13 protein-coding genes, 3 tRNA genes and 1 other RNA gene are annotated in these 23436 nt (G+C 65.6%); 7 read left to right on the top strand and 10 right to left on the bottom strand.

Translation table 11 applies throughout. The features are described 5' to 3' along the window. Together AC1RWI_RS05435 and AC1RWI_RS05430 are read right to left on the bottom strand one after the other, a co-directional pair. Nucleotides 1-1505 (bottom strand): DNA polymerase III subunit gamma/tau (locus AC1RWI_RS05435; RefSeq protein WP_492865015.1); only part of this gene is annotated, 1505 nt, incomplete at its 3' end. Between the two features lie 93 nt (nucleotides 1506-1598). After that, nucleotides 1599-4109, bottom strand: a complete 2511-nt coding sequence (locus tag AC1RWI_RS05430; protein WP_492865013.1) for an adenosylcobalamin-dependent ribonucleoside-diphosphate reductase — start codon at nucleotides 4107-4109, stop codon at nucleotides 1599-1601. 116 nt (nucleotides 4110-4225) lie between these two features. On the opposite strand from AC1RWI_RS05430, the gene ffs reads away from it, so the two are divergent. Beyond that, nucleotides 4226-4324: signal recognition particle sRNA small type (gene ffs / locus AC1RWI_RS05425), an RNA gene on the top strand. 183 nt (nucleotides 4325-4507) lie between these two features. Here the strand turns inward: ffs and AC1RWI_RS05420 are convergent. The 3 genes from AC1RWI_RS05420 to AC1RWI_RS05410 all read right to left on the bottom strand — a co-directional run bounded on the left by AC1RWI_RS05420 (nucleotide 4508) and on the right by AC1RWI_RS05410 (nucleotide 11418). Next, a complete protein-coding gene (locus AC1RWI_RS05420) occupies nucleotides 4508-8125 on the bottom strand; it encodes a UvrD-helicase domain-containing protein (protein WP_492865011.1) in 3618 nt (1205 codons plus the stop codon). Further along, nucleotides 8122-11037, bottom strand: a complete 2916-nt coding sequence (locus AC1RWI_RS05415) for a PD-(D/E)XK nuclease family protein (RefSeq protein WP_492865009.1) — start codon at nucleotides 11035-11037, stop codon at nucleotides 8122-8124. Before AC1RWI_RS05415 ends, AC1RWI_RS05420 begins: the two co-directional genes overlap by 4 nt. Nucleotides 11038-11151: 114 nt before the next feature. Next, the gene (locus AC1RWI_RS05410) at nucleotides 11152-11418 is read right to left on the bottom strand and encodes a hypothetical protein (RefSeq protein WP_492865007.1); all 267 of its coding nucleotides are present in this window, start codon (nucleotides 11416-11418) and stop codon (nucleotides 11152-11154) included. A gap of 531 nt (nucleotides 11419-11949) precedes the next feature. On the opposite strand from AC1RWI_RS05410, the gene trxA reads away from it, so the two are divergent. The 6 genes from trxA to AC1RWI_RS05380 all read left to right on the top strand — a co-directional run bounded on the left by trxA (nucleotide 11950) and on the right by AC1RWI_RS05380 (nucleotide 18545). Then, nucleotides 11950-12276 carry a thioredoxin TrxA gene (gene trxA, locus AC1RWI_RS05405; RefSeq protein WP_010814265.1) on the top strand — a complete coding sequence of 109 codons (327 nt, stop codon included), beginning with the start codon at nucleotides 11950-11952 and terminating at the stop codon, nucleotides 12274-12276. 188 nt (nucleotides 12277-12464) lie between these two features. Further along, nucleotides 12465-13727, top strand: coding sequence for a transcription termination factor Rho (gene rho, locus AC1RWI_RS05400; RefSeq protein WP_043347534.1), 1263 nt, complete (start codon nucleotides 12465-12467; stop codon nucleotides 13725-13727). Between the two features lie 104 nt (nucleotides 13728-13831). After that, complete coding sequence (locus AC1RWI_RS05395; RefSeq protein ID WP_043347538.1) at nucleotides 13832-14686, top strand: M90 family metallopeptidase; 855 nt, start codon at nucleotides 13832-13834, stop codon at nucleotides 14684-14686. Nucleotides 14687-14929: 243 nt separating this feature from the next. After that, nucleotides 14930-15193, top strand: coding sequence for a type B 50S ribosomal protein L31 (locus tag AC1RWI_RS05390; protein ID WP_006157720.1), 264 nt, complete (start codon nucleotides 14930-14932; stop codon nucleotides 15191-15193). A 187-nt stretch (nucleotides 15194-15380) separates the two neighbouring features. After that, entirely contained in the window at nucleotides 15381-17168 is a 1788-nt protein-coding gene (locus AC1RWI_RS05385; RefSeq protein WP_043347540.1) for an ArnT family glycosyltransferase, read from the top strand. A 24-nt stretch (nucleotides 17169-17192) separates the two neighbouring features. Then, the gene (locus AC1RWI_RS05380) at nucleotides 17193-18545 is read left to right on the top strand and encodes an MATE family efflux transporter (RefSeq protein ID WP_063778416.1); all 1353 of its coding nucleotides are present in this window, start codon (nucleotides 17193-17195) and stop codon (nucleotides 18543-18545) included. 250 nt (nucleotides 18546-18795) lie between these two features. Here AC1RWI_RS05380 and AC1RWI_RS05375 read toward each other — a convergent pair. The 5 genes from AC1RWI_RS05375 to ltrA all read right to left on the bottom strand — a co-directional run bounded on the left by AC1RWI_RS05375 (nucleotide 18796) and on the right by ltrA (nucleotide 22733). Beyond that, a tRNA-Asp gene (locus AC1RWI_RS05375) sits at nucleotides 18796-18872 on the bottom strand. Nucleotides 18873-18940: 68 nt separating this feature from the next. Further along, nucleotides 18941-19016: transfer RNA gene (locus AC1RWI_RS05370), tRNA-Glu, on the bottom strand. Nucleotides 19017-19126: 110 nt separating this feature from the next. Then, nucleotides 19127-19202, bottom strand: a tRNA-Ala gene (locus AC1RWI_RS05365). A gap of 280 nt (nucleotides 19203-19482) precedes the next feature. After that, on the bottom strand, nucleotides 19483-20889 hold the full coding sequence (gene gltX, locus AC1RWI_RS05360; RefSeq protein WP_043347543.1) for a glutamate--tRNA ligase: 1407 nt from the start codon (nucleotides 20887-20889) through the stop codon (nucleotides 19483-19485). 143 nt (nucleotides 20890-21032) lie between these two features. Continuing rightward, entirely contained in the window at nucleotides 21033-22733 is a 1701-nt protein-coding gene (gene ltrA / locus AC1RWI_RS05355; RefSeq protein ID WP_492865004.1) for a group II intron reverse transcriptase/maturase, read from the bottom strand. Nucleotides 22734-23436: the final 703 nt, after the last annotated feature.

The following is a 23436-nucleotide window of genomic DNA, read 5'->3' as shown; positions in this document are numbered from 1 at the left end:
GGCTGGGCCGAGGGCGGGCGCGCGGCCGGCGCAGCAGGGGCAGCGGCAGGCGGCGGCATGCGCGGGCTGCCCCCTGCGCGCGCGGCGGAGGCCAGGCGCGCCGCGGCCAGCGCGGCACGGGCCGGCGACATCGGTGCCGCGCTGGCGGGAGCGGTTGCCGGCGCGACGGCTGCCGGAGCCGGGCTCAGCGTCCTTGCGGGTGCTGCCGGCGCGGGTTGTTGTGCCTGCGCTGCCGAGGGATCGGCGGCCGGCATCGGCGCGGCCGCACGCAAGCTCGGAGCAACAGGCGCCGCGGCGGCGCTGGCTGCGGCCGTATCTGCCGCAACCCGTGCCGCCGGCGCAGCGCCTCCGCGCGTGCGCGGCGCCGGTTGGCCGCCACCCTGCGCCACCGTAGGCGTGGGGCTGGCCGACGGGCGGAATGCCAGCATGCGCAGCAGCGTCATGGTGAAGCCCGCGTACTCGTCGGGCGCCAGCGCCAGCTCACTGCGACCAAGGTTGGCGATCTGGTAGAACAGCTGCACTTCCTGCGCATCGAAGGCTGCGGCAAAGCGGCGCACTTCGGCGGCTTCCGGCCACTCTTCCTGGACCGAGGCCGGCACCGCCTGCGCCAGCGCGATCTTGTGCAGCAGCGAGGCCAGGTCCTGCAAGGCGCCGGCAAACGACAGGCTGCGATCCGCCATGCCGTCCGCTACCGCCAGCATGGCGGGGCCGTCTTCGGCGGCCAGCGCATCCAGCAACTGCACCAGGTAGCTCTGATCGATCGCGCCCAGCATGCCGCGCACGGCGGCCTCGGACACCTGGCCGGCGCTGTAGGCGATGGCCTGGTCGGTCAGCGACAGCGCGTCGCGCATCGAGCCGTGGGCGGCCTGGGCCAGCAGGCGCAGCGCATTGGGCTCGCGCACGATGCCCTCCTCGCCCAGCACGTGGTCGAGGTGGCTGACGATATGGCCCGGCGGCATCTGCTTGAGGTTGAACTGCAGGCAGCGCGACAACACCGTGACCGGGATCTTCTGCGGATCGGTGGTGGCCAGGATGAACTTGACGTGCGCGGGCGGCTCTTCCAGCGTCTTCAGCATGGCGTTGAAGGCGTGGTTGGTCAGCATGTGCACTTCGTCGATCATGTAGACCTTGAAGCGCCCCGCCGTGGGTGCGTACACCGCCTTGTCCAGCAGCGACGCCATTTCATCGACACCGCGGTTGGAGGCCGCGTCCATCTCGATATAGTCGACGAAACGCCCGCTATCGATCTCGGTGCAGGCCTTGCACACCCCGCAAGGCTGCGCGGTGATGTCGCCCGTGCCGTCCGGCCCGATGCAATTCAGCGCCTTGGCGAGAATCCGGGACAGCGTGGTCTTGCCGACGCCCCGCGTGCCGGTAAACAGGTAGGCATGGTGCAGCCGCTGTTGTTCCAGCGCGTGCGTGAGCGCGCGGACCACGTGCTCCTGGCCGACCAGCGTGGTGAAATCCCGGGGGCGCCATTTGCGCGCTAGCACTTGATAACTCATGGCGGCGATTGTAGCAAAAGGCGGCCGTCGTTCAGGCGGGATTCACGCCCGCTTCACAGGGTGGCCAGGTGTGTTGCCCTGCGCCCCAGGCCCCTAGCCGCATTCCCCGACATACCCGCAGTTGGCGCACTTGGCGCAGCCATCGACCTTGTGCAGGGCATGGGCGCCGCACTCCGGGCACGGCTTGCCCGAACGCAGCCCCATCCCGGCGGCCGGCATGCCAGCGCCACCCGCTGCCAGGGCCGCGCCACCACGGTCAACGGCACCCCCGCCGAGCCCTTCCAGCCCGGCCAGGCGGGCCGCAAGCGCCGCCACCGGCACTTGGACGCCCTCGGCATCGAGGAAACCCCGCTTGATCAGGATGCGCTGCAGGGCATACCCGATCGCCGCCACCTCGGAATCGTGGAAGCGCGGCACCTCGGTGCCGTCCTGGCGCGTCAGCGTGCCATAGCGCACCGTGCCCTTATCCCATACGACATTGCGCATGTCGGCCAAGGCCTTGGCGATCGAGCCCCCGGAACGCGCCACCATCGACAGCAGCCGCATGGTGGACGTGATCCACTGCTGGCCGTCGTTGCGTTGCCCGGCCGGCATGAAAAACTCCACCGGACGCTCCACGGCCACCGGCTTGCCGTCAAGCTGGCCGGCCACACGCATGAAATTGACCGTCAGGTAGACCGTCTTGTGCCCCTCATAGGTCATGTACTCGACCTTGGAGGTCACCCCTTCGAGGTCGCCCACGGGCCGGCTCGCGAATGGCTTGCGCAGCGGGTCGTCCGTCACAGCGGGCATGGCGGGCGCAGCCTGGGCGCCGGCCGGCGGCGGCGTCACCGACAGCACCGCGCCCAGCACGCTATTGGGGCGGTAGGTGGCAAGCCCCTTCAGCCCCGCGCGCCAGGCTTCCAGGTAAAGGTTGCGGAAGGCCTCGTATGGATAATCCTCAGGCACGTTCACTGTCTTGCTGATGCTGGTGTCGATATAGGGCTGGACCGCCTCGAGCATCTTCATATGATCGAGCGCGGACATCTGCAGCGCCGTGACAAAACTGTCAGGCAACTGCGCCATATCGCCGCCGAGGTGGCGATAAAGGCGCCAGGCATGGTCCGCCACCTCGAACACCTTGTAGCTATCGTCGGCCATGCGCTTCTTGCGGTTGTAGGTCCACGAAAAAGCGGGCTCGATGCCGTTGGACGCGTTGTCGGCGAACGCCAGCGTGATGGTGCCGGTCGGGGCAATCGACAGCAGGTGCGAGTTGCGGATGCCGTCGCGGCCGATGGCTTCGCGCACCGCGCCCGGCAAGCGCCGCGCGAAGCCGCTGGCCAGGTAGGCCTCGGCCTTGAAGAGGGGAAAGGCGCCCTTCTCCCGCGCCAGCCCGGCCGATGCCAGGTAGGCAGTGTCGCGCAGGGTCTGCGCGATGCGCGCGGCCAGCGCGCGCCCCGCCTCGGCGTCATAGCGGATGCCCAGCATCACCAGCGCGCTGCCCAGCCCGAGAAAGCCCAGGCCAATGCGCCGCTTGGCGTGCGCCTCGGCCTGCTGCTCCGGCAACGGCCAGTAGGTGATATCGAGCACGTTGTCGAGCATGCGCACCGCCAGCCGCACCACCTCGGCGAAGGCTTCGAAATCAAAGCGGCTGTCCGCGCCAAAGGGCTGGCGCACGAAACGGGTCAGGTCGATCGAGCCGAGGTCGCAGCAGCCATAGGGCGGCAGCGGCTGCTCTGCGCAAGGATTGGTGGCCTCGATGCGCTCGCAGTAATAGAGATTGTTGTCGTCGTTGATGTGCGACAAAAACAGGATGCCGGGCTCCGCATGGTCGTAGGTAGCCCGCATCACCTGGTCCCACAACTGGCGCGCCGGCACGCGGCGATAGGCCCACTGGCCGTCGTCGCGCCGGTAAGCGCCCGCGGCAATGGTTTCCGCCGCGGGCTCGGCCTCGTGCACCAGCTCGACCTCGCCATCGGCCTCGACTGCGCGCATGAAGTCATCACTGACGCCGATCGAGATATTGAAGTTGGTCAGCTCGCCGCGGTCCTTGGCGTGGATGAAGGTCTCGATATCCGGGTGGTCGCAGCGCAGCACGCCCATCTGCGCCCCACGGCGCGAACCGGCAGATTCCACCGTGGCGCAGGAAGCATCGAACACCTTCATGAACGACACGGGCCCCGAAGCGCGCGAGTGCGTGCCCCTCACCAGCGCACCGGCTGGGCGGATCGCGGAGAAGTCGTAGCCCACGCCGCCGCCGCGCCGCATGGTCTCCGCCGCCTGCGCCACCGCGGTGTAGATGCTCGGCTTGCCGTCACGCACCTCGGACACGGAGTCCCCCACCGGCTGCACGAAGCAGTTGATCAGCGTGGCCTCGATGCGCGTGCCGGCCGCCGAGTTGATGCGCCCCGCCGGTACGAAGCCCTGCTCCTGCGCCCACAGGAAGCGCTCAGCCCATTGCGCGCGCTGCGCCTCGGGCTCTGCCTCGGCCAGCGCGCGCGCCACCCGCTGGCGCACGTCGGCGGCGGTCGCCTCCTCACCCTTGGCGTACTTCTCCAGCAGGACTTCCGTGGAGATGTCCTGGGGCGGCAGCGTGGCGCGGAGCATCTGGTCTTTGGCATTCATCGTGGATCTCACAGGTGTCTGGGTTGCATGGCTCAATCAAGCGACTCAATCAATTTACGCAATCAATTTCGCGGAAAACTGCCGGACCCGCCCGCGCTGGGTTACAATGCCGACCGGACGGGCCTCCTCGCATGGTGGCGCGGTCAACCTGGTCAGGTCGGGAACGAAGCAGCCACAGCCGTTTTCCGCCAGTGCCGAGGGTCAGGCTCGTCCCCCTAACATCCCCCAGCTGTATTCCGCAGCCATCCAGCCGCAGTTGTCCGGCAGTAACCTCCCCTCGCATCATCGCGCTTTCTTCAAGTCTGCGCATCAGGCTGCCGATGGCATAGTGTTCGGCAGGGCCTCGCTGAATCCGCATCCACGCAATGCCCTCCCGTTTTCCATGATCCAGGACTCGCTTAGAACAGCGTGCCCTGGCGCGACGTTTGCAGCGCATCCGCCGCAATCCACTCCCCGTCGGCCGTGGCCACGCCGGCCTCGACCCGCCGCCCGGGGAACATGGGCCTGACCGCTGCCACATAGCCCGCGAGCTGCTGCGCGTAGGCCGCGTGCTCCTGCGGCAGCAGGCGCAGCTTGTAGTCGATGATCACCACCCGATCGGCAAACTCCACCAGGCGGTCGATCCGCAGCAGGCGGCCGCGCGCATCGTAAAGCTCGACCTCGTTGCGGGCGCTGAGCGCGCCCTGCGGGAACAGCAACGGCCGCAATGCCGGCGCCTCCAGCATCAATCGCGCGCCTTCGACCGCGGCATGCGCCTGCTCCCGCCACAGCGTGCGCGCCTGCGCCGTGCCGGCACCTGCCAGCGGGAACCAGCGCATCACCACCTCGGGCGTAGGCAGGCCCTCGAACGCCTCCGGGTAGCGCGTCACGCGTTCCAGCAGCGCGTGCAGCAGTTCGCCATGGCGCGCCGCGTCGGCATCGAACACGATCGCGTGGTCGCCGTCCTCGCCCGTGGCGGCGCCCTGCTCCGCTTCCTCGTCCTCCCACGCCAGCACCGGCGCCAGGCTCTCGGCCGCCTCACGGTAACGCTGCCGAAAATCGGTAAAGCGCACGCGCGCATCATGGCTGGCGGCGGCATCCGCCACGTCCTGCGCGGTCGCCGCCGGGAACGGCTCGACTTCCGCGCCGACCCCGGCTGCCAACAGCCGCGCATACCAGCTACCGGCGATCTCGCGGTTACCCTCGGCGCTGTCGGCACTGCGCGATGCGCGCCCCTTGACGCCGCTCACCAGCAACCCCTGGCGCGCGCGCGTCATCGCTACATAGAGCAGGTTCCAGTTCTCACGCTCGGCCAAGGCAGCCTCAGCCTCGAACAACGGCGCGCGAGCGAGCCCGCGCGTGCTGCGCTTGCCATAGGCGGAAAAATGCACCGGCACGGCCGAGGACGGCGGCCAGTCGATCAGGATGCCGCTCCGGTCCGCGGCGGCGTCGCTGTGGTTGGCGTCCAGCAGCACGACGAACGGCGCCTCCAGCCCCTTGGCGGCGTGCACGGTGAGGATGTGGACCGCGTCCAGCGCATTGTCGGTGGCTTCGTCGGCATCGGCCTCGCCTTGCGCGTCTTCGGCACTATCGGCCATGCCGCCTTCATCCGGGCTTTCGCCTTCTTCGCCGCGCCGGATTTCCTGCAACTCGTCGATGAACTTGGGCAGGCTCGGGTAGCGCCCGCCATCGAGGTCGAGCGAGAGCTTGAGGAAGGCATCGAGGTTGGCCAGTACCTGGTCGCGGATCTCGGCCGGCGCGGCCTCGGCATAGCGCCGGCGCACTTCGCCGCCATGGTAGATGTGGTCGATCAGGTCATGCACCGGCCGATGCGGTGCCACCTCCAGCCAGTGGCGCAGGCGCGCGACGCCATCGCGCAGTGCCGGGCTGCCGAACTCCGGCAGCCCCTGCTCCCGCAGGCAGGCCCACCAGCCTGGCCGCGGCTCGCGCGCCTGGGCCATCTGCGCGATGGCGATCAGGTCCTCGTCGGTCGCGCCCACCAGCGGGCTCTTGAGCACATGGGCCAGGTCCAGGTCAGACTCCGGCGTCATCAGGAACGCCAGCAGCGCGGACAGGTCGAGCGCTTCCAGCGTGGCTAGCAAACCGCCGCGGCGCGGGCTCAGGCAGGGAATGCCAGCCTCGCGGAAAGCGCGCTCGTACTCCGCCAGATGGGTCTTGCGGCGCACCAGCAAGTGCACATCGCTCCAGCGCGCGGGCCGCGGGCCATCGCTGTCGGCAACCGACACCGTGGCGCGGACATGCTTTAGCCAGGCCGCCACGCGCCGGCCCTCTTCGAGCCGCAGCGAATCGCCCTCGTGCTGGCGCGGCTGCGTCAGCGTATCGCGGTGCGTGGCGGGATCCCGCGCGGCCGTATCGTCATCGCTAGCCGCATCGTCCTGCGGTGCCGGCTCCGCCTCGGGCTCGACCAGCGGCAACAGCCACACCGGGCCGCCAGGCTCGTCCAGCGCGGTCGTCTGCGTCTCGAACAGCGCATAGCGCCCGTCGGCGCGCGCGGTGTCGAACACCGCGTTGACCCAATCGAGCACTTCCGGGCGGTTACGGCGGGTGCGGTTGGTCCGCAGCACGGTGGCGCCGAAACCCGACTGCAGCATCTCGCCGGCAGTCTGGAACAGGCGCGCATCGGCGCGGCGGAAGCGATAGATCGATTGCTTGGGGTCGCCCACCAGGAATACCGTGGGCCGCTCGCCCAGGCCTGCGTAGCCGGCCAGCCAGCCCTGCAGGATGCGCCATTGCAGCGGGTTGGTGTCCTGGAACTCGTCAAGCAACAGATGGCGGTAGCGCGCATCGAGCCGGACCTGCAGGTAGGTCGCGGTCTCTTCGTCGCGCATCAGCCGCGCGGCCAGCCATTCGAGGTCGGCGAAGTCCATTGCGCGCTGTTCGGACTTATGGTGCTGGTAACGCGTGAGCAGCGCATCGCCCAGTTCGTACAGCGCCAGGTTGACCGCCAGCACCGCGGCCTCGCAGCGGCGTTGCGCGACCTGCTCCAGCGCGGCGCACATGTCGCCGTGCTCGGCGAGGAACGCATCGACCATCGCCTCGCCGCCCAGTGCCTTGGTCAGCGCCGTGGTGGCGCGTAGCGAACGCGGCTTGCCGGCTGCGGTAAAAAACGCGTCGCGCAATATCGCGAAGGTGCGCTCGGCCGGCTCGCCCCCTTCGGCGCCCGCCTCGCGCCACGCGCGGATCGCCAGGATCGCATCGGCCAGGCGCGTAGCGTGAGCCTGCTCGGTCTTGCCGCCCCGGCCCAGTTGCGACGCCAGGCCCTGGCAAGCGTCAAGCCAGCCGTCATCGGCCAGCACGTCCAGCAGCACGTCGACCTGGGCATCCTCGCCCAGGTCCGCGGCGAGCGCCTCGGCGGGATCAGCGCTTTCGCGGAACGCAAACCACTCGCTGCGGGCATGGAACATGGCGTCGAGCAAGGCCCGCGCCTGGAACTCACCGATGGCATCCACCAGCCGCTCGAAGGCTGCGCGCAGGTTGGCATACGGCGGCGTGGCCAGGGCCTGCCAGAACGGCGCCCAGGCCTCGCGTTTCATGCGCAGTGCATCTTCGCGCAGCGTGGCGCCCGGCACGATGCCCGACGCCAGCGGCGCGCCGCGCAGCAGCGTGCCAAACCAGCCATGGAAGGTATCGATGGCCATGCGCCCGGGCGCGGCCAGCACCTGTGCATGCAGGCCGCGCGCGCGCGGCAGCGCGGCGCGTGCGGCATCGGGCGACAGCCCGCGCTGCGTGAGCGCGGCGATCACCGCGTCGTCATCGTCGCGCGCGAGCTGCGCGAGCACTTCCAGCAAGCGCTCGCGCATTTCCTCCGCGGCCTTGCGCGTGAAGGTGATGGCGAGGATCTCGTGCGGCGCCGCGCCGGCCAGCAGCAGGCGCAGCAGGCGCGCCACCAGCAGCCAGGTCTTGCCGCTGCCCGCGCAAGCCTCGACCACCACGGAACTGGCGGGGTCGCAGGCCGCGCGCGTGAACTCGGCCTCGGCCACCGGCTGGCCATCGCGCAAATAGGCGTGGATGCTCATGCGCGGCCCCCTATCCCCGGCGGCAACGCCGTGCTTTCCCAGAAGCCCTTGCGGCACAGGCCGCGGGCGGTGCAGTAGGTGCACGCGCTGGCGTCCCCGAAGGCCGGCAACGGCGCATCCTGGCGCAGGCGCATCACGTCGCTGCGCAATTGTTGTTCGAGCCACACCACTGCGGCGTCGAAGTCAGGCAGGCTCACTTCGCGCTGTGGCGCCGGCGGCCCGTCCTTCGCGCCTTCGAGCGCCACCCAGCTGCCAGCGGCAACGTCGGCGCGCAGCAATCCATAGAACGGCAACTGGCAATCCTCTTCCACGTCCCCGACCTTGCGCTTCAAGCGCAGCACGGTCTGGGTCTTGTAATCAAGCACCGCGCGGCTGCCGTCGCGCGCGCGATCCAGCCGGTCGATGCGGCCATTGACGCGCAGCGGCTGGCCGTCGGGCATGGGCAGGTCGACAGTGGCATCGAGCTCGCCATCGTCCCAGAACCAGCCCTGCGCCTCGCGCTCCGCCTGCCATGCCACGTAGGATGGCAGCACTTCGCACCAGCGGCGGTAGTAGCCGATGGCGTTGCCGTCTTCCTTCATCAGCGCGCCGAACTCGTGATCGGAAATCTCGCGCAGGCGCGCCAGCCGAGCATCTTCACGGCGCAAGCCGTCCTGCGAGGCTTCGCGGTGGTAACGCAGCAGCACGCGGTGCAGCAGCTCGCCGATGTCGCGTTTTTCCAGGTCGTCGCTGACGACTTCCAGCCCCGCCAGCCCGAGCATGCGGCCGGCAAAAAACTGGTAGGGGCAGCGGCGCAGCATGTTGTACGCCTGCGCGCTCCAGCGCGAAGGCACCAGCTCCGATGCCGCCGGCGCGGGCATGCCGTCCACCTCGGCGAAGGTCTCGTGCAGCACCGGCAACGCGCTCGCCTCGATCGGCGCGCCCGCGCGCGCGCACAGCGCGCTGAGCCGCTCGATCCAGCCCGACACATGCTTGGGCTCGCCACGCGCGCCAAGGCGCTGCCAGGTGAGCACCACGTCGTCGTTGTTCAGCAGGACCTCGGCCAGGTCTCGCGCCTGCTGGGCGAAGCGCACCTCGCGGTCTTCCAGTGCGAGCTCACGCCGCATCTGGTTGGAGAAGAACATCAGCTCGGCCGCGCTGGAGGGAAGCTGCGTGTCATCGCACCCCACCACCACGACCCCATCGAAGCGGCGCATGCGCGCGCCGTTAAGCGGCAGGATCGTGATGCGCGCGGTGCCGCTGGCCGAGGGCTCCTTGTAGGCAACCGACTCTAGCAAGGCTGACAGCATGGAGCGGAATTCGCCGAGATCGAGTGTGGCCAGCGCACCGGTCTCGTCCTGCGGCAGGTCGGCAAGACGCGCCAGCGCATCGAGCAGTTGTGTGCCCGCATCGTCGGCAGACAAGGCCTCGCGCATGCCGAGCACATCCAGCGTGGCATCGAGGCGTTCCAGCCAGGTCGAGACCGGGTGCTGTGCGTTGCCGCGCGGCCAGGCGCCGGCTTCGGCCGCAAGGTGCTGCACCAGCTCGCAAGCGGCCTGCCGGGCGGCGCGGCGCGCGTCGTCTTGCGCGGCGTCGCCGGCATTGCCATCGCCGCTGGCCTGGTCAGCCGTATCGGGGCGGAAGCGCTGCTGCAAGCGGCGCCAGCCACCGCTGATGCCGTCTCGCCGGATCTGCCGCTCCAGCGCGGCAATGGCCTCCCCGCGCAATGCAAAGTCTGGCAGGCAAAACGGGCTCTTCAGCAGGTCGAGCAGGGCAGAGGTATCGCCGTCCTGGTTGAGCAGGTCGAACCATCGCATCAGCGCAGCCGCGGCGCGCGTGGTCGAGAGCTTCCAGCCGGTTTCGTCGCGCACCGGCGCGCCGGCACGCGCCAGCAACGCGCGCGCGCGCCGCGCCACTACGCGATCGTGCGCCACCAGCGCCACGTGGCGGCGGCCTTCGTTGAGCCACTGCACCAGCTGCCCGGCGGCAGCGCCGGCCTCGTCCTCGAAGCGCGCGCTGCCGATCACGCGCACGCGCGGGCGCTCGGCCGGCAGGCTGCGTGGCGCGCGGCGCGCGGCAGCTTCATTCGGGCCAGGCAGCCGCGCCTCGGGCCACAGTGCCAGCAAGGTGTCGTACCAGTCGGGCTCCCCGTCCTCATCGCCCAAACCGGCATCAAGCGCGCCGCTCGGCGCCTGCGCGGACTGCGCAGTCCAGTCGTAGCCGATGCGGATCACCGGCACGAGCTCGGCGGCCTGCCGCAGGAACGCTTCCTCGATCGGCTGGGGCGGCGTTGGCCCGAGCCAGATGACCGGGCCGTCCAGGTGCTGGGCCAGCCGGTGCAGCGCGCGCCGGCGCGCGGGCAGCGGATCGTCCGGGCCGGACAAGGCTTGCCAGAAGGCCATCACGATGCGCGCCTCCTCACCGAGGAAGCGGGAAGACAGATGCGCGTAGGTCCGCTCCAGCGCGCCCTGCAGCAGGGCCGCGCGATCGTCCCCATCGACGTCTTCATCGCGGATGGCGTCATCGTCGAGCCAGCGCGCGCTCAGTTCATCGCTGATGGCGAGCAGCGTCTGCGCCAACCCCCACGCCGCGGCCTCGGTCTGCGCGCCAAATGCGCGCCGCAGCCAGTCCTGCGCACGGATGGCCTGCTGCACGGCCAGCAGCCGCGCCGCATGGCTGCGCACCGGGATCGGGTCGGGCGGCAAGTCGAGCAGCCAGTGGCCAATGGTGACGACCCGCGGCAGCAGCCGCGGCTTGCCGGCCGCGCGCGCGGCGGCATCCAGCGCCTGGCGCACGCCGGGGATCTGCGCCGCGGTGGGCACCACCACATGCGCGGCGGCTTGCTGCTCCCCGCAATGGTCGAGGAAATACCAGGCCGCGGCGGCGGCCTGCGGCAGGAAGTCGGGGCCGGGACGAAATTGCAGCGAGGTCATGAAGCGAGAGTGACGGCCGGATCGGATGCCATGGCGAGAAAGCGCGCGCCGGTCAGCGCGCACAGCCGGGCATCGCGCACGGGATGCGCGATGCCCTCAGAGCCCGGAGAACCTTCATTGGCTGCCGGCCTCCAGGCGCGAGCGGATTTCGCGCGCGGTCTCCAGCAGGCCCTGGTAGCCGGAGCGTGCGTGCTCTGGCAGGTCGGGGTCGCCCACGAGCGCGCCCAGGGTCTCTATGACGCTGTAAAGGAGGCCCTTGGCAGCGCCGCCGGCAATGCTCTCCTGCTCGACTGCCGCATTGATGTGCTCCAGCGCGTCGCTCAAGTGTTCCACTTCGGGGGGTTGCTGCGGATCCGGCTTGGAAGGGGTGTCTGGCGTCATGGTCTGTAGCCTTGTCTGTTGCGCGGGAAGGCGCCGGGCCGAGGCCGGGCGCATGATTCCATTCTACGCGCCCGGGGGCGCCGCGCGACCTTTGCATCGCATTCGATTGCGTTTGCGCAAAGCCCTCGCGCCGCATGTCGAAGCATAAATGGCGTTACCTATAAGTCACACATCGAGCACCTCTCGGCGAACTTCGGCGCGGCCCCCGATTGATAAAAGCTCTTGCGCCGATTAATACAATGAACCCACCAGGCTTGGATTCGCGGGCAGAATGGCGCTACACGCAGCCGCATCGGCCGGGTTTCATCTCCGCGTACGGCAGCGCACCGTGAGGTTGATGAGCCGGGTATTGAATTCCCATCAACTGGTAATATATGAGCAACATCCCGCCAGTCATGGCTGTCCCGTCGCTCGGGACAAGCCCGCACCGGGTAAGGCGCCCGCCCACGGGTAGGCGCAAACTCGTGTAATGTAGCGGTTCGGCAAATCCCGCCTTTAAATTAAACAGAGCGAAACCAGAGGTTTTCCGCCATGAGTGAACAAATCAAGTATGTGAGCGACGCCTCCTTCGACGCAGACGTGCTCCAGTCCGACAAGCCTGTCCTGCTCGACTTCTGGGCAGAATGGTGCGGTCCTTGCAAGATGATCGCCCCAATCCTGGACGAAGTGGCCAAAGACTACGGCGACAAGCTGCAGATCGCAAAGATCAACGTCGATGAGAACCAGCAAGTGCCGGCCAAGTTCGGCATTCGCGGCATCCCCACGCTGATCCTGTTCAAGAATGGCGCGGTTGCCGCGCAAAAGGTCGGCGCGCTGTCCAAGTCGCAACTGACCGCATTCCTCGACGGCAATCTGTAATACGCCGGCCCGGGGCGCGGCGCCATCAGGCGCTCCCCCGGTGTAGCCACAATCCGACGTGCGTGCGCCTTCCCTGGCGCACCGTCCGGATTGTGCTAAGATGGCATCAACAACTTCCCCGAGCGTTCGCTCATTTCCTCCCCCTCCTTTAGGTCCAGCCCGTCCGGGCGCCTCTGTACCCCTCGTCTATGCACCTGACAGAACTCAAATCGCTTCACGTGTCTGCGCTTCTCGAAATGGCCGCGACCCTCGAGATCGACAACGCACAACGGATGCGCAAACAGGAGCTGATGTTTGCGATCCTGAAGAAGCGCGCCAAGCTGGGCGAAATCATCTTTGGTGACGGCACCCTGGAAGTCCTGCCGGACGGCTTCGGCTTCCTGCGCTCGCCCGAGACCTCCTACCTGGCAAGCACGGACGACATCTACATCAGCCCTTCGCAGATCCGCCGCTTCAACCTGCATACCGGCGACACGATCGAGGGCGAAGTACGGACCCCCAAGGACGGCGAGCGCTATTTCGCACTGGTGAAGGTGGACAAGGTCAACGGTCAAGCGCCTGAAGCGGTCAAGAACCGCATCATGTTCGAGAACCTGACGCCGCTGCACCCGAACCGGCCGCTGACGCTGGAGCGCGAAATCCGCGCCGAGGAAAACATCACCGGCCGAATCATCGACATGATCGCGCCGATTGGCCGTGGCCAGCGCGCCCTGCTGGTGTCCTCGCCCAAGTCCGGCAAGACCGTGATGCTGCAGCACATCGCCCACGCGATTGCGAACAACCATCCGGAAGCGGACCTGTTCGTGCTGCTGATCGACGAGCGCCCGGAAGAAGTGACCGAAATGATGCGCTCGGTGCGCGGTGAAGTGGTGGCGTCGACCTTCGACGAACCCGCCATCCGCCACGTGCAGGTCGCTGAAATGGTGATCGAAAAGGCCAAGCGCCTGGTCGAACTCAAGCGCGACGTGGTGATCCTGCTGGACTCGATCACCCGCCTGGCACGTGCCTATAACACGGTGGTGCCGGCCTCGGGCAAGGTGCTGACTGGTGGTGTGGACGCCAACGCGCTGCAACGCCCCAAGCGCTTCTTCGGCGCTGCGCGTAACCTGGAAGAAGGCGGCTCGCTGACCATCATCGCCACCGCGCTGATCGAAACGGGCAGCCGCATGGACGACGTGATCTACGAAGAGTTCAAGGGCACCGGCAACATGGAAGTGCACCTGGAACGCCGCCTGGCGGAAAAGCGCGTCTATCCGTCGATCAACCTGAACAAGTCCGGCACGCGCCGCGAAGAACTGCTGATCAAGCCCGAGATCCTGCAAAAGGTCTGGGTGCTGCGCAAGTTCATCTCGGACATGGATGAAGTGCAGGCCATGGAGTTCATTCTCGACAAGATGAAGGCGACCAAGAACAACGCCGAGTTTTTCGATATGATGCGCAGAGGCGGCTGATCGTTCGCTATGCCGCGCGCTGCGGTTCGCGCGCTGGCAATGCACTGGAAGGGCGCGCCTCGGCGCGCCCTTTTGCATTTCCGCCCCGTGCCTGCAGGAGTCCCATGTTCGGCCGACTGAGCCACTTCCTGCGTGCGCGCTCGCGCGTGCGCAAACTCGAACACTACGCCATTCCCGATGCGCTGTGGGCGCACACGGTGGCCACGCTGCCGTTCGTGCAGCGCTATGGCGCCGCCGATCTCGCCACCTTGCGCGAGCTCGCCACCCTGTTCATCGCCGACAAGGAATACTCAACCGCGCACGACCTGCCGCTCACCGACGAGATGGTGACGAGCGTCGCGCTGCAAGCCTGCGTGCCCATTCTCAAGCTGGGCATCGAGTGGTATCGCGGGTGGCGCGGCATTGTGCTCTACCCCGGTGACTTCGTCATCCGCCGCACCGTCGAGGACGAGATCGGGCTAGTGCATGGCGTGGTCGAGGAAGCCAGTGGTGAAGCCTGGGAACACGGACCGGTCATCCTTTCCTGGCCTGATGTGCAGACCCCCGGCGCCGGACTGAATGCACGCCATGCCCACCACCCCGATGACACCTACAACGTAGTCATCCACGAGTTCGCCCACAAGCTCGACATGCTCGACGGCGAGCCGGACGGCGTGCCGCCCTTCTCACGCGTGCTCCATCCGGGCATCGACCGCGAGCAATGGGCCGAGTCCTTCCTTACCGAGTACGACCGCTTCGCGGACGCCTGCGAGCAGCAGTCCGACCATGCCTGGGACCATCCGGAACGGCTGCCGCCGGCGCTGCGGGTGATCGACCCATATGGCTGCGAGGCGCCAAGCGAGTTCTTCGCCGTGGCCTCGGAGACCTTCTTTGTCGAGCCGACCGGCCTTCGCAGGCACTGGCCGGTTCTCTATGATTCACTCGCGGCGTTTTATCGCCAGGATCCGGCCTCAATGTGATCGAAGACCAACCTTTCGCCACCCTCGGCCGCCGTGCGCATCGCGCACTCAAAACTTGCCCAGCTTTTTGTTTTTCTGCGATAATCCCGGATTGTCCGTTATCGGCAAGTGGTTCGTTCGCCGCAACGCTGCCAGTGCAATCAGCGCATCCAGTTTCTGGCGCTTTTTTTCGCGCTTTTGGCAATGGCAGCAGCAGCAGCACGGCAAACAACGGACTGGCTACCCAACCTGAAAGGAAACACCATGAAAGAAGGCATTCACCCGAATTATCGCGAAGTCGTATTCCTCGACGTGTCGAACGACTTCAGCTTTGTGACCCGCTCGACCATCCAGACGCGCGACACGATCACCCGCGACGGCAAGGAATACCCCCTGGCCAAGATCGAAGTGTCGTCGGAATCGCACCCGTTCTACACCGGCACCCAGAAGATCATGGACACGGCCGGCCGCGTCGAGAAGTTCCGCCAGAAGTTCGGCAGCAAGCTGAACAAGCTCACCGCGAAGTAATTCGCCGCGAGCCCGCTCGCTGCATGGCCTCGGACAAAATGCTCCGGCGCCGCGCACCCAAGCAAAGAGGCAGCATCGGCTGCCTCTTTGCTTTTGCAGCCTCCGCGCGATCGGCACCAACCGGCGCCCTCCGGACGCAGCTAACCGGGAGCGCCCCGCCCCGGCGGCCCCCTAGACCCTCCAATCAATGAGCGCAGCCAAGACTTCCCGTGTCCACCTGACCGCAGCCGCCACCGGTACGCTTCCGCGCGCACTGTTGCTGGCCATCTGCATCATTTACGGCCTGGCTGGCCTGTTCGGCCGCGATCCGTGGAAAAACGAGGATGCGGCTGGCTTCGGCGTAATGTGGCAACTGGCCACCGGCGGCACCCAGGACTGGCTGATGCCCAATATCGTGGGCCGCCCTTATGGTGAAGACGGCCCGCTGGTATTCTGGGTTGGCGCCCTGATGATCCGCCTGTTTGGCGGCTGGCTCGGCGCGCCGGACGCGTCGCGCATCGCCACGGCACTCTTTTACTTCGGCACCTGCTCACTGATCTGGTACGCGACCTACCTGCTCGGCCGGCGCGCCGAGGTGCAGCCTTTCGCCTATGTCTTTGGCGGCCAGCCCAACGCGCGCGACTACGGCCGCACGCTGGCCGACGGCGCCCTGCTGATCTTCCTGGCCTGCGTAGGCCTGGCCATGCGCGGCCACGAAACCACGCCACAGGTTGGGCAAGTTTGCTTTGTCGCCATGAGCCTGTATGGCATGGTCCGCAGCCTGGACAAGCCAATCCAGGGTGGTATCTGGCTGGGCGTCGGGCTGGGCGCACTGACCCTGTCCAGCGGGCCGGTCATCCCGCTGGTCTTGCTGGCGTCGGTCATCATCTGCGGCCTGGCCTGCAAGCCCCTGCCCCTGCCGCGCGTGCTGCTGGCAAGCGTGCCGCTGGCGCTGGCGCTGGTGGCAGCCTGGATGGCCGCCGCCTACTTCGGCGCGACCGACCACAACGACGCCGTGACTTTCATCCGCGAGTGGTCGCGCTACGATCGCCGCACCTACGGCGCGCCGAACGCCGCTGCGCTCAACTTCATCGCACGCAACCTGCTGCTGTTTACCTGGCCGGTGTGGCCAATTGCCTGCTGGGCCTGGCTGAGCTGGTCGGGCATGCGCCGTGCGCCGCATGTGGCGCTGCCCCTGGCGATGCTGCTGCCACCGCTGCTGCTGCTGTTTCTGCTGCGTGCGCCGGGCGACGTACAGTTCATCCTACTGCTGCCGCCGATGGCCGTGCTTGCCGCGTTCGGGTTGCCGACGCTCACGCGCGCCGCCATCAACGCGATCGACTGGTTCGCCTTGCTGTTCTTCACCATCTTCGGTGGCTTCGTCTGGTTCATGTGGATCGCCAGGACGACGGGCCAGCCTCCGCGCGTCGCCGCCAATATCTACCGCCTGCTGCCGGGCTTCCAGCAGGACTTCACCGTCAGTGCGATCGTCTATGCGCTGCTGGTGACGGCAGCCTGGATCCTGATCGTGCGCTGGCGCCTGTCGCGCGCGCCTAAGCAGATCTGGCGCCCGGTGGTGATCTCGGCCGCTGGCACCACGCTGATGTGGGTGCTGGCCATGACGCTGTGGTTGCCATCGATCAACTACGGCAAGACCTATCGCGACGTGGCCCAGGCCGCCTCGATGGCGCTGCCCACGGCGTATAACTGTGTGCAGCCGATTCGTATGGGCGACGCGCAGCTGGCGTCGTTTGCCTATTTCGGCCATATCCGCTTCGGCGGCCCGGATGACGGCTGCGACGTCCTGCTGCGCCACGACCCGGTCGACTACGGCGAACCTACCAGCATCTCGCACTTTGAATGGCGCCTGATCTGGGAAGGCCGGCGCCCCTCCGATCGCGACGAGCGTTTTCGCATGTATCGCCTGGTCGATATGTCCCGGGTCGCGCCGCCCCGGCCCAGCCTGCCCGGACGTCGGCTGCCAAGCCACCCCTGAGGTGGCGGCGCCACGCCTGCCCGCATGAACATGTTCCACGATATCCGCCGCATTTCCGTGCTGGCCGCACCGGTCCTGGTCGGCCAGCTTGCGGTGATCGCCTTTGGCGTGATCGACACCATCATGGCCGGGCGAGCCTCTGCCATCGACCTGGCCGCCGTGGGGCTGGGCGGGTCCATCTACATCACGGTCTACATCAGCTTGATGGGCGTGCTGCAGGCGCTTGCACCGATCGCCGGTCAGCTCCATGGCGCCGGGCGCGCGGCGGAAATTGGCAATGAAGTCAGACAGGCCGCCTGGCTGGGACTGGCGCTGGCGATCCCCGGCATGTTGCTGCTGTTGTTCCCCGGCCCGCTGCTGGAGTTTGCCCAGGCACCGCCGGAGCTGGTCGAGAAGGCAACGCACTACCTGCATATCCAGGCCTTTGGCTTGCCGGCCGCACTGGGCTTTCGCATCTACTCGGCACTCAACAACGCCTTGTCGCGCCCGGTCATGGTGACCGTACTGCAGCTCGTCGGGCTGGTGGTAAAGATTCCGCTCAATGCCTGGTTCATCGACGGTGGCTTCGGCCTGGCGCCGATGGGCGGGCCGGGCTGCGCGCTGGCCTCGGCGCTGATCAGCTGGATCTGGTGCATCTCCGGCATCATGATCCTGCGGCGCAACGCGGCCTACCGCACTCTGCAGATCTTTTCCAGCTGGGCGTGGCCGCAAGCGCGGCCGATCCGGGCACTGTTGCGCCTGGGCGTGCCGATGGGGCTGACCTACCTGATCGAGATCACCTCGTTTACCTTGATGTCGATCTTCATCACGCGCATGGGTACCGTGGTGCTGGCTGGCCACCAGATCATTGCCAACCTGGGGGCGGTGGCCTATATGCTGCCGCTGTCGCTGGCGATCGCCACCTCCACCCTGGTAGCGCAGTCCATCGGCGCGCGCGACCAGGACAGCGCACGCCGCATTGCCCGCCACGGCATCTGCCTGGCGGCTACGCTGGCGATCATGGTCGGTGGCCTGCTGTGGATCCTGCGAGAACCCCTGCTGCATGCCTACGCCAAGGATCCTGCAGTGGTACGCGCCGCCCTTCCTCTCATGTTGTTCATCGCCTTCTACCAGGCATTCGACGCAGTCCAGGTCATGACGGCATTCATCCTGCGCGCCTACAAGATCGCACTGGTGCCGACCTTGATCTACGCGGCGTCTCTCTGGGGAGTCGGCCTGGGGGGCGGTTACGTGCTGGGCTTTGGCCTGATCGACGCCCTGCCCGCCTTCACGCGGGGAGCCGCGGGGTTCTGGCTGGCTAACAGCATCAGCCTGGCCATCGCCGGCTCGCTGCTGGTGCGCTACTTCGCCACAGTCAGCCGGCGCCGTGCAATCTGAGCAAGCCTGGAACACGCAGCGGATGGATTATCTCCGCCGCGACGAGGGCATATAGCCGAACAAGGGCGGACCGCCGCCAGCCACAGCGTGATAATGCCTGCCCGGTGAGCAGGCGAGGCCCGACATAATGTCGCCGCGCAACCATCGCGCGCGAACTGAATCAAGTAGCAGGGATTATCGGAAACTGCTCGAGAGAATGCTGGACAGCAAAAGAAAAAACCCGCATGGCATAACCATGCGGGTTTAGTTTTGGCGGAGTGGACGGGACTCGAACCCGCGACCCCCGGCGTGACAGGCCGGTATTCTAACCAACTGAACTACCACTCCATACTCTTACTTATCATCGACAGCGATGCTTTCGACGACAACTCGAACGTTTGGTTACGTTCGTTATTTGGCGTCCCCAAGGGGATTCGAACCCCTGTACTCACCGTGAAAGGGTGATGTCCTAGGCCTCTAGACGATGGGGACAGAAACTTGTCTTTCGACTTATTTCGTCTGGCACTGTGAAAATCTCAACAACCAGACCTTCACAACACCCTGGAAGCCTCGATTTATCACACTCGAAACTTCCGGCATTTTGGTGGAGCTAAGCGGGATCGAACCGCTGACCTCTTGCATGCCATGCAAGCGCTCTCCCAGCTGAGCTATAGCCCCATGGTACTACGTTACCGCCTACTTCTTTTTGCTACCGCTGCTTTCGCAGCGTTTCGCGTTTGTTTCTTCGTTTCAGCGAAGACAAGATTATATAAACAACCTTGCTTTTTTGCAACCCCTTTTTTAACTTTTTTCTGCGATCCACATTACTGCGGGATTACTTCTTATCGCTTCCATCTGTTTTGCCCGCTTGGTTTTTGTCCGCGCTGCAGGGAGAACAAGATTATGCTGAATTCCTGGCAGGAGCGCAAGCCCCTGTCTGGAATTTCTTCAAATTATTTCAGGCTAGCCCGGCCTGGATGCGGCGCAGCACCGTATCGCGCCCAAACAACTCCAGCACGGCATCAATGGCAGGCGTCTGCAACTGCCCCGCCACCAGCAGGCGGACCGGCATAGCCAGCTTGGGCATCTTCAGGCCGAATTCGGCCAGCACCGCTTTGAAGGCCGCGCTGATCTCCTCGCGCTTCCACTCGCCGAGTGCCGCCAGCCGCGTGGCCAGGGCCTGCAGTGCCGGCAGGATGTCGGCGTTGAGGTGTTCTGCCTTGAGCGCCGGATCCGGCTGCGGCTCGCCACGGTAGAACAGCAGCGCGGCCTGAGCCACGTCCTTCAGGGTATTGGCACGGTCCTTCACCAGCCCGATGACACCCTCCAGGCTTGCGCCCTCCACCTTGCCGCCCAGCGCCTCGATGAACGGCTGGGTCAAGCCGGCCAGGCGCGCGTTGTCGCCTACCTTGATGTAGTGGTTGTTCAGCCAGGCCAGCTTCTCCGGGTTGTACTGCGCCGGCGACTTGCCCAGGTGCTCCAGGTCGAACCATTCAACGAACTGCTCGCGCGAGAAGATCTCGGCGTCGCCATGTGCCCAGCCCAGGCGGGCCAGATAATTAAGGACGGCCTCGGGCAGATAGCCTTCGTCGCGGTAGCCGGTCACGGGCATGGCGCCATGGCGCTTGCTCATCTTCTCGCCCTGCTCGTTGAGCACGGTCGGCAAGTGCGCGTACACGGGGGCAACGCCACCCAGTGCGCGGATAATGTTGATCTGGCGCGGGGTGTTGTTGACGTGGTCGTCGCCGCGGATCACGTGGGTGATGCGCATGTCGAGATCGTCGATCACCACACAGAAGTTATAGGTCGGCGTGCCGTCCGGGCGCGCGATCACCAGGTCGTCCAGTTCGTCGTTGGAGATTTCGATCCGGCCCTTGACCGCATCGTCCCAGACCACGCTGCCGCCAATCGGGTTCTTGAAGCGGATCACCGGCTGCACGCCGGCCGGCGGCGCCGGCAGGACCTTGCCCGGCTCGGGACGCCAGAACCCGTTGTAGCGCGGCTTCTCGCCGCGCTCGCGCTGCGCGTCGCGCAGCGCGTCCAGCTCTTCGGTGCTCATGTAGCAGGGATAGGCCAGCTCGCTGTCCAGCATCTGCTTGACCACCTCGCGATAGCGGTCCATGCGCTCCATCTGGTAGAACGGGCCTTCGTCGATATCGAGATCGAGCCAGGCCATGCCTTCCAGGATCACGTCCACCGACTCCTGCGAAGAACGCTCGACGTCAGTGTCCTCGATGCGCAGGATGAAATCGCCCTTCATGCGGCGCGCAAAGGCCCAGGGATAGAGCGCGGAGCGGATATTGCCGAGGTGAATGAAGCCGGTCGGGCTCGGCGCGAAGCGGGTGCGGACGCGTTGTTGTGTCATAGAGGAATGAAACAAAAAAGCCCGCGCACGAATGCGCGCAGGCCTGGGTGTAGGAGGGTAGGGACAAGTCATTACTGACCCATCCCCCCCGAGGAACCGTACTTGCGAGTTTCCCCGCATACGGCTCAAATCTCTGCAAAATGTTAGTTAAACACCGGTTTCACAACAGTTTGACCGTGGTGGTGAACTTGGATGTGGCAGTTCGGGTGCAACAGCACGCGATTCCCTAGAGCATCGGAGCCGCCAAGAATGCGCGGCTCCAAGTGGTGATCTTCCCACCCGGTCTCTTTGGTGATCTTGCACTGACACACCGCACACAGCCCTTGCTGGGACAAATACAGCTTGATCCACTGCTTTCGGTGCGACATGCTTGATCGCATGCGCTCCTGCCGCAACTTCTCGCCATACCGCTCCTGCTCAGGATCAAAGGGGTTGTAGCTCCCCTTGATTTTTGTGTGCCGCTGGATAACTGTACTCGATAGCGAATACAACCCCTTCCAGTAGCTACTACCATCCGCCTTTGTTACTGTGGTCCCGAACACCCAGTTTCGTTCCCCGACCGCTGCGTAGTACTTCTTCCGCACCCAGCCAGAGTCCTTACCGTTGTGTCGCCGTTTCGCCCACCGCCACAGAGCCCTAAAGATATCGTGCTCTGTACGTGTGAACGTCGCCTTCGCAACCACTGGACTGTGATACTGCGCCCAGCCCCTTAGCATCGGATTCAGCAGGGCGATTAGATCCGCCTGCTTTACCGCTTTGTTAGCACTGATGACTTCCTTCACCTTGCGATAGAACGTCTGCACGTTCTTTTTGCTTGGCTTGATGAGCAGCGTTCCCGAGTACTTACGGAAATTCCACCCAAGGAAGTCGAAGCCGTTGGCAATGTGGACGATCCGCGTTTTCTCCGTCGATAGCGTCAGCCCCCGTACTGCTAGGAACTCCTCTACCCACGGCTTCACTTCGTGCTCCAAAACATCCGGCGTACTGCCGGTGATCACGAAGTCGTCTGCATACCGCACGACGTTCACCTTATGCTTCCGTACGTTGGCGACTCCAAGTTTTGTCCGCAAGGACTCCACCAGTTGCCGTTCCAACCCGTTCAATGCCACGTTTGCCAGAGTCGGGGAAATGATGCCCCCCTGTGGTGTTCCGGCTTCGGTCGCCTGAAACTGGCCCTGAAATACCACGCCAGCCTTCAGCCACTTTCGCAGAATTGCTTTGTCCATCGGGACGTTGCGTTCCAGCCAGTCGTGACTGATATGGTCAAAGCACCCCTTGATATCCGCCTCTAGTACCCATTGAGCCGAAGCCTTCTGGGACAACGAGACAAATAGCTGGGACATGGCATCCGCGGTAGAGCGATTGATCCGGAACCCATAGGAGTTCGGATCACTCGTCCCTTCGGACACCGGTTCCAGCGCCAGCAGATACAGGGCCTGCATGGCTCGGTCCAACATGGTCGGAATACCCAGAGGGCGTTCCTTCCCATTGGACTTGGGGATAAAGACCCTCCGTAATGGCATGGGCCGGTACCCCCGGCGTTTCAACCGTCCGATGGCTTCCCATCGGACTTCGGGCGAGTCCCACTTTTCGCGGTCAACACCTACTGTCCGCGCACCTTGGTTCTCCGTCACTCGCTGCACCGCCGATGCCTTGGCGGACCACGAGCGGGTCAGAGACCGTTGCAGGGCTTTCACCCTGCGCCAATCCCCTTCCTGTGTTGCCTTCGCAATTCGAATCTGCATTACCCGAACGTTTCGCTCAACGCGGCGCCAATTGATGTCGCCCCATCGCTGCGGAACGCCGGAGGGCGCAGATTCATCCTTGCGGATCAATGCTTCCATGCTGCTCTCCTATCTTGAGGATCCTCCCCAAAATCAAGAGACAACATGCCCCTTGAGGGACAGTTGCCCCTCAAGGGAAGAAAAATTAAACAAGCGAGTTCAGTCAGACGTCTTGCGACGAAAGACCAGTTGGAAGTCTGCCCGCTTTCGCGTGGGATGATGTTTCAACCCCTATCCGAACCATTACAGCCCGGCATTCGCTTTGTCCAACCTCCCATACCCGCACAGCCAACAGCGTTCCTTGCGGTTCGCCTGCCTAAGCCAACTGCGCTTCGGCAGCCATACGGGCTTACCACGTTCCCTGCGCGTTACACGACTGGGTTAGGGCCTGCCTTTTCGCCGGTGGTTCATTAGCGACGTGTCCCGACGATCCAGCGGGACATCCGACCACGTACCGTTTGGTTAGTGCCTATCAGCAGCTTTGGCACTGCAATGTTTACGACGTTTATCAGCAGTTCACTTACATTACCCATACCAGTCAGCCTAGCTCCTCGACCCCATCGCTGCTCGGAGTCTCCACCCATTTCCCTCACGGAAAACGGGCGCCCTTACGGGGGCTACATTGTCAGGGAAGCTTCACACCCCACCGTTACCAGTGACGCATGTCCCCCTAGGCTACTGCTAGTCGCATAGCAGGTTCTCTATCAGAGCACCCTCGCGGGTGAGTCCGACCGAACCATAACGCGCAGAGCTTACGCTCCGG

This window comes from Cupriavidus sp. MPR-AND1C (genome assembly GCF_058809705.1).
This window is presented reverse-complemented; position numbering and strand designations above follow the sequence as displayed.

Coding starts and splice junctions, on each gene's coding strand:
- trxA (WP_010814265.1), top strand. CDS start 11,950: ATGAGTGAACAAATCAAGTATGTGAGCGACGCCTCCTTCGACGCAGAC.
- AC1RWI_RS05395 (WP_043347538.1), top strand. CDS start 13,832: ATGTTCGGCCGACTGAGCCACTTCCTGCGTGCGCGCTCGCGCGTGCGC.
- rho (WP_043347534.1), top strand. CDS start 12,465: ATGCACCTGACAGAACTCAAATCGCTTCACGTGTCTGCGCTTCTCGAA.
- AC1RWI_RS05390 (WP_006157720.1), top strand. CDS start 14,930: ATGAAAGAAGGCATTCACCCGAATTATCGCGAAGTCGTATTCCTCGAC.
- gltX (WP_043347543.1), bottom strand. CDS start 20,889: ATGACACAACAACGCGTCCGCACCCGCTTCGCGCCGAGCCCGACCGGC.
- AC1RWI_RS05385 (WP_043347540.1), top strand. CDS start 15,381: ATGAGCGCAGCCAAGACTTCCCGTGTCCACCTGACCGCAGCCGCCACC.
- ltrA (WP_492865004.1), bottom strand. CDS start 22,733: ATGGAAGCATTGATCCGCAAGGATGAATCTGCGCCCTCCGGCGTTCCG.
- AC1RWI_RS05430 (WP_492865013.1), bottom strand. CDS start 4,109: ATGAATGCCAAAGACCAGATGCTCCGCGCCACGCTGCCGCCCCAGGAC.
- AC1RWI_RS05380 (WP_063778416.1), top strand. CDS start 17,193: ATGAACATGTTCCACGATATCCGCCGCATTTCCGTGCTGGCCGCACCG.
- AC1RWI_RS05420 (WP_492865011.1), bottom strand. CDS start 8,125: ATGAGCATCCACGCCTATTTGCGCGATGGCCAGCCGGTGGCCGAGGCC.
- AC1RWI_RS05410 (WP_492865007.1), bottom strand. CDS start 11,418: ATGACGCCAGACACCCCTTCCAAGCCGGATCCGCAGCAACCCCCCGAA.
- AC1RWI_RS05415 (WP_492865009.1), bottom strand. CDS start 11,037: ATGACCTCGCTGCAATTTCGTCCCGGCCCCGACTTCCTGCCGCAGGCC.